This is a genomic window from Bradyrhizobium sp. Ken64 (assembly GCF_055807555.1).
Window position 1 is genome coordinate 1 of sequence record NZ_JBVVPA010000080.1, and the last position, 683, is coordinate 683.

A 683-nucleotide genomic window follows, 5' to 3' on the forward strand; every position below is an offset into this window, starting at 1 on the left:
AGCAAGTATGTCGATTTCGAATTCGGCGGTCGGAATGCCGGGAATTACGCAGCCTATCTTCTGGCGGATCGACAATTTGTCCAACTTGCTCCGGTCGAACGTCAGGCTGCGAGGGGGTGGTACGCTGGTCTCACCGCGATGTACGCTCCGCCGGAATTCAATCGCGTCAGCGAGTACTATGAGGCACGCCTCTATGGCATAGGTCTGCTGCCGTCCCGGCCAGGCGATATGGTATCCTTGGTTGTCTCCCGCAATGTCTTCAGCCAATATCTGGTCGATGCCGCCGTGCGAGGCGGCCAACTCGCGCATACTGACAATTTTTCAATAACTGCAGCCTATTATGCACCCGTTGCGCCCGGCATCCGCGTGGGCATCGGGCTCGGGTACACCAATCACCCCACGCCGGTGGTCTATACGTCGCAGACCGGAGTGCCCTTAACGTGTTAGCCAATGCGACGATGTACTGGTGAGGCGACCATCGCGATGACCTCGCTAAAGGGGCGCGTTTGCGTGTGGGTCGCTGCCGTTGTCGTGCTTGTCGTCTCGGTGGGGGGCACAACCGCCCAAACCCTGTCTGGCCAGATTGCCGGCCAACCGAAAAAGATTTTGCTGCTTCATACATTCGGTCCGAATTTTGAGCAGGGAGCCGCATGGAGCAGGGAAATACAGAGAGAACTCAACAA

Annotated in this window: 2 protein-coding genes; both read left to right on the forward strand. The window is 57.5% G+C overall.

Annotated features, from left to right (window positions below; translation table 11 throughout):
* Positions 1-447: carbohydrate porin (locus AC0L2F_RS35720; protein ID WP_473251522.1), on the forward strand; the 447-nt coding region annotated here is incomplete at its 5' end.
* A 36-nt stretch (positions 448-483) separates the two neighbouring features.
* On the forward strand, positions 484-683 hold a 200-nt coding region (locus tag AC0L2F_RS35725; RefSeq protein WP_473251523.1), incomplete at its 3' end, for a hypothetical protein.